The sequence below is a fragment of the uncultured Algibacter sp. genome, from assembly GCF_905480415.1.
Classification (GTDB): Bacteria; Bacteroidota; Bacteroidia; order Flavobacteriales; family Flavobacteriaceae; genus Algibacter_B.
On sequence record NZ_CAJQQI010000179.1, the window covers coordinates 1 to 4,709 of the forward strand.

Annotated in this window: 6 protein-coding genes; 1 reads left to right on the plus strand and 5 read right to left on the minus strand. The window is 32.7% G+C overall.

The annotated features are described in order from the left end of the window. The 5 genes from QZ260_RS12140 to QZ260_RS12160 all read right to left on the minus strand — a co-directional run. Positions 1–384: DUF192 domain-containing protein (locus tag QZ260_RS12140; protein WP_295986624.1), on the minus strand; the 384-nt coding region annotated here is incomplete at its 3' end. Between the two features lies 1 nt (position 385). Continuing rightward, positions 386–1,318, minus strand: a complete 933-nt coding sequence (gene lgt / locus QZ260_RS12145; RefSeq protein ID WP_295986625.1) for a prolipoprotein diacylglyceryl transferase — start codon at positions 1,316–1,318, stop codon at positions 386–388. A 54-nt stretch (positions 1,319–1,372) separates the two neighbouring features. Continuing rightward, positions 1,373–2,500 carry a peptidylprolyl isomerase gene (locus QZ260_RS12150; protein WP_295986626.1) on the minus strand — a complete coding sequence of 376 codons (1,128 nt, stop codon included), beginning with the start codon at positions 2,498–2,500 and terminating at the stop codon, positions 1,373–1,375. A gap of 1 nt (position 2,501) precedes the next feature. After that, entirely contained in the window at positions 2,502–3,044 is a 543-nt protein-coding gene (gldI, locus tag QZ260_RS12155) for a gliding motility-associated peptidyl-prolyl isomerase GldI (protein ID WP_295986629.1), read from the minus strand. Then, positions 3,037–4,056 (minus strand): bifunctional oligoribonuclease/PAP phosphatase NrnA, encoded by a 1,020-nt coding sequence (locus QZ260_RS12160; protein ID WP_295986627.1) that lies wholly within the window; start codon positions 4,054–4,056, stop codon positions 3,037–3,039. Before QZ260_RS12160 ends, gldI begins: the two co-directional genes overlap by 8 nt. Positions 4,057–4,144: 88 nt before the next feature. Here QZ260_RS12160 and QZ260_RS12165 point away from each other — a divergent pair, with 88 nt between their 5' ends. Further along, a complete protein-coding gene (locus QZ260_RS12165; RefSeq protein ID WP_295986628.1) occupies positions 4,145–4,564 on the plus strand; it encodes a nucleoside-diphosphate kinase in 420 nt (139 codons plus the stop codon). The last annotated feature ends 145 nt before the right edge of the window (positions 4,565–4,709 follow it).

Below are 4,709 nucleotides of genomic sequence, written 5' to 3' on the forward strand. Positions count from 1 at the left end.
TAAAGAAGATTCATCAAAGGGTTTTGCATGCTTTTGAAAACTAACTATGTTTCTGTTGGCATTCATGTAAATAAGGTCTAATGGAATTTTTGTGTTCTTCATATAAAAGAAACGCTCGGTTTCATTATCAAAAACAAAGAGCATCCCTTGGTTGTTCTCAATGGAATTTCTATACATCAATCCTGTTTGAATATCAAAATCTGTATCTGAAATTTCAATGTTTAAAGCTACTTTTGTAGAATCGAAAGCTTTAAAAATAGTAAGTTCACCTTCTTTGGTAAAAGTAATTTCAGTTTGCTTAATAACTTTTTTATTATCCTTACAACCTATTATAAATAAACTAAAAGATAAAGTAATTAGTAAGCTTATACGTTTGAAAAACATTTTATTTATTGGCCGTTTTGGGTTTGTAAACAAACATAAAATACAATCCTACTAAAACAAATGGGATACTTAACCACTGCCCAGTATTTAAACTAAACCAATTAATATATTCTTCACCTTGAGGTTCTTTGGTGAATTCTATAAAGAAACGGATGGTCCATAGAAGCACTAGAAACAAGCCAAATAAAAACCCTGGTTGATCTTTTTTGGTGGTTTTAGAATAGAAATACCATAAAATTAAAAACACAAAAATATAGCAAAATGACTCATAAAGTTGTGATGGATGCCTATAAGGAACAGCTTCTAATAAATTTTGAAATTGCGGGTTTTCAGTTACCGCATTATAAGCTTCCTGAACATCTTTAATACCTGTACGTTGTACAATTTCTCTTTTGTAATATTGGTCTTGAATAAAACGAACTCCTAAAGGAAAATCACCAGATGCTTTTCCTATAATTTCTGAATTAATGAAGTTTCCTATTCTAATAAAAATAGCACCTGAAGCTACAGGGATAACTATTCTATCTAAAATCCAAAGTATAGATTTGTACTTGTATTTTCTTCTGTATAAATACATACCAATGATAATACCAATGGCAGCACCATGACTTGCAAGTCCTTGAAAACCTGTAAATTCGAATCCGCCTTTAAACTTAAACGGTAAAAAGATGCTAAAAAAGTCTTGAGAAATAAGCTCAGACTGGTAAAACAACACATGTCCTAATCTAGCACCGAGCATGGTCGCTAAAACGGTATATATAAACAACGGATCTAAATAATCTATTGATATTTTCTCTTTGGTAAAAATGCGTTTCATTATATACCAACCCAATATAAAGGCAACCACCCACATGAGGCTATAAAAGTGAAGTTTGAAATTTCCAACAATGTCAATTCCAGTTATCGGGTTCCAATCAAATTTTAATAGTTGCATAGGTTTCGTTTTTCAGCGTAAATATAAAGGTTTCAATGACTTTAATGTTAAAATTTATTTAAGAAGTTTTAAGATTTCTACTTCAAAAATAATATTAGATTTTCCGGGAATACCTCTTGTTCCGGCTTCGCCATAGGCTAAATGATAAGGGATAAACAAAGTGGCTTCATCGCCAATACTCAATTGTTGCAAGCCTTCTTTAAACCCTGGAATCATTCGTGCATCTGGACCAATATCAGCAACCAGAGGTTCATATTTATTGTCCGCTTTGCGTTTCTCGTTCACGACATCTAAGGCCTCTGCAATTTCCAACTTGCTTGTTTCTAGTAATTTTCCGCTTTCAAAATATACAGCATAATGTGTTGATACCTGAGCTTCATTAGGTAATTTTTCACCTGTACCTTTTTTAGAAATAAAATATTTTAGGCCTGATTCTTGTGTTGTTGCTTTTGCTCGTTGTGTTTCAAACTTATCTCTAGTGGCTTTTAAAATGGCTTCAGCTTTAGCCTCTTTTTCTTTTTTAAGACGTTCATCTTCTGCAAAATGATTATTAAAAATTTTAGGAGCATCAAACAATTTAGCTGATTTACCCTTTCTAATAATATTTAATTCTTCTATAACAACATCGTTTAGAGGCTTATTTTTATTACCAACTTTCACATTCGAAATAGAATCCTGAATGTTCAATCCTAATACTAATTCTCCAAATACATTATAAACCTCATCGAGATGAGGTTTAGGGATTTCTGTGATAAAAAATTGACTTCCATTTGTGTTTGGACCGGAATTAGCCATAGATAGAATACCAGGTTTGTCGTGTTTTAAGTCTGGATGAAACTCACCCCTAAATTTATAACCGGGATCACCTTGTCCAGTGCCTAAGGGGTCTCCACCCTGAATCATGAAGCCATCCATAACCCGATGGAAAATAGTGCCATTGTAAAATGCCTTCTTTTTATATTCACTATCAACCATAGTATTGGTGCCCTCTGCTAGCGCTACAAAGTTAGCTACCGTTATCGGTGCTTTGTCTTTAGCTAATTTAGCAAGCATAACACCTTTACTGGTAATGATTTCCGCATAAATCCCATCTTCTAAGTCTGGGTATTGTACTTTGCATGATGTTAAGTTTATAAAATACACAAGTACTAAAACTTTAATAGCGTTTTTAATTAGGGTCATTTTAATTCGTTTGATTTTGGGTAATTGAATTTATGGTTACTTCGCAAATTAGAGGTGTATTACGACCTATTTTATTTTCGTCACCATAATAGCCATAGGCTTTTTGAGATGGAAATAAAAACGTTACGGTCTCACCAGTTTTCATAAGTTTTAATCCTTCACGTAAGCCTGTAAACAACTCTTGTTTGTCCATAGCGTAGGTTTGTGTTTTGATAGTTTCTGCAGAGTATATGATACCGCCATTAAGGTTTTTAACATTGTAATTGTAATTCACAATATCACCAAAATCGGGTGTTTTTAAAGTGTCAATTTCAACTTTATAATTGTAGTAATACCAAAAGCCACTTTCTGAAGCTATGTAATCAATACTTTGTTGCTTCATTAAGTTTTCAATGAACGCCTTTTCATTGGCGTTAAGCTTTTTATTTCGTTCTATGGAAGCGTCAATAAAAGAACCTGTTTTTACTGAAACTGGGCGCCTGGCTTCGGGTGTTTTACAACTAAATACTAAAAAAAGGATGGCTATAGTGAGTAATTTATTCATCATTCAGGACTTTATTATAACTAGGTAATATACTAATAAATTTTTCGATAGTTTTTTGAAGTGATAAATGGCTTTTACCACCAGCAGCATTCGTATGCCCACCACCCTCAAAATGAGCTCTAGACATTTCGTTAACAGAAAAGTTACCTTTTGAACGTAAAGATATTTTTATAATACCTTCTTTTCTATCTTCAATAAATATGGCCGCTAAAACAATGCCGTCTAAAGAAAGTCCATAATTTACAACGCCTTCAGTATCTCCTTTTTTGTAATTATACTTTTGAAGTTCATCTTGAGAAAGTGAAATATAAGCCGCTTTAAACTCTGGAATCACTCTCAAATTCGTCAATGCACAACCCAATAATTGCATACGCTCATAGCGATTAGTATCATAAACATTATTATGAATATCGGTATTATTAGCGCCTTTTTCAATAAGTTTTGCTACGATATTATGTGTTTTGCTTGTTGTTGATCGAAATCTGAAAGAACCAGTATCGGTCATGATGCCTACATACAAGCACGTGGCTATATTATTATCAATGTCATTGGCATCTCCTAGCATATCTATGAAATTATAAACCATTTCACACGTAGAACTCATGCTTACATCACTATACTTATAAGTTGCATAATGATCGGGCGCTTGATGATGGTCAATCATTATTTTTAAAGCACTACTTTTAGTTAAAACGGTTTCCATATTACCAGTTCTGTGAAAAGCGTTAAAATCTAAAGTGAAAATAATATCAGCGTCGTTTATTAGGGCATCACATATTTTTGTTTGTGAATCGTACTTTAAAATGGTGTCATTCCCAGGCATCCATTTTAAAAAAGGAGGATAATCATTAGGAACTAAAACATGAACGTTATGATTACCTTTTACTAAATAATGAAAAAGTCCTAAAGTAGAGCCAATGGCATCACCATCTGGATTTTTATGGGGTACAATAACGATCTTTCTTTTAGTAGATAAAAGCTGCTTTATGCTCGTGATGTCTTGTTTATTCATAGTTTACGAAGATACAATTTTTTTAAAATTAGAACTATTGCAATTCAATAGAAATAGATTACTTTTGCACGCACATAAAACAAAAATAATGGCAACAAATAGAACATTTACAATGCTTAAGCCAGATGCTGTCGAAAAAGGATACATTGGCGCAATATTAGAAAAAATTTCAGCTTCAGGATTTAGAATTGTAGCTATGAAATTAACACAAATGACAACTGCTGATGCGCAATCTTTTTATGCAATACATAGTGAGCGTCCTTTTTTCGCTGATTTAGTTGAATACATGACTCGTGGACCAATTGTAGCAGCTGTTTTAGAAAAAGAAAATGCAGTAGATGATTTTAGAACTTTAATTGGTGCTACAAATCCTGCTGATGCTGCTGAAGGAACTATTAGAAAAATGTATGCAGAATCAATAAGTGCAAACGCAGTACATGGTAGTGATAGTGATGATAATGCAGCTATTGAAGCCGCATTTCACTTTTCAGGAAGAGAGCAGTTTTAATAAAAACGAATACTTATAGGCTATGGCCAATAAGATTCATTTGAAATTTGTCATTCCTGTGAAAATGGGAATCAAAAATTATAAAACAAAAATCCCGCAATTAAATTGCGGGATTTTTTTGTTTTAAAAAGTACTGTATGTTTTA

Coding starts and splice junctions, on each gene's coding strand:
- lgt (WP_295986625.1), bottom strand. CDS start 1,318: ATGCAACTATTAAAATTTGATTGGAACCCGATAACTGGAATTGACATT.
- QZ260_RS12150 (WP_295986626.1), bottom strand. CDS start 2,500: ATGACCCTAATTAAAAACGCTATTAAAGTTTTAGTACTTGTGTATTTT.
- gldI (WP_295986629.1), bottom strand. CDS start 3,044: ATGAATAAATTACTCACTATAGCCATCCTTTTTTTAGTATTTAGTTGT.
- QZ260_RS12160 (WP_295986627.1), bottom strand. CDS start 4,056: ATGAATAAACAAGACATCACGAGCATAAAGCAGCTTTTATCTACTAAA.
- QZ260_RS12165 (WP_295986628.1), top strand. CDS start 4,145: ATGGCAACAAATAGAACATTTACAATGCTTAAGCCAGATGCTGTCGAA.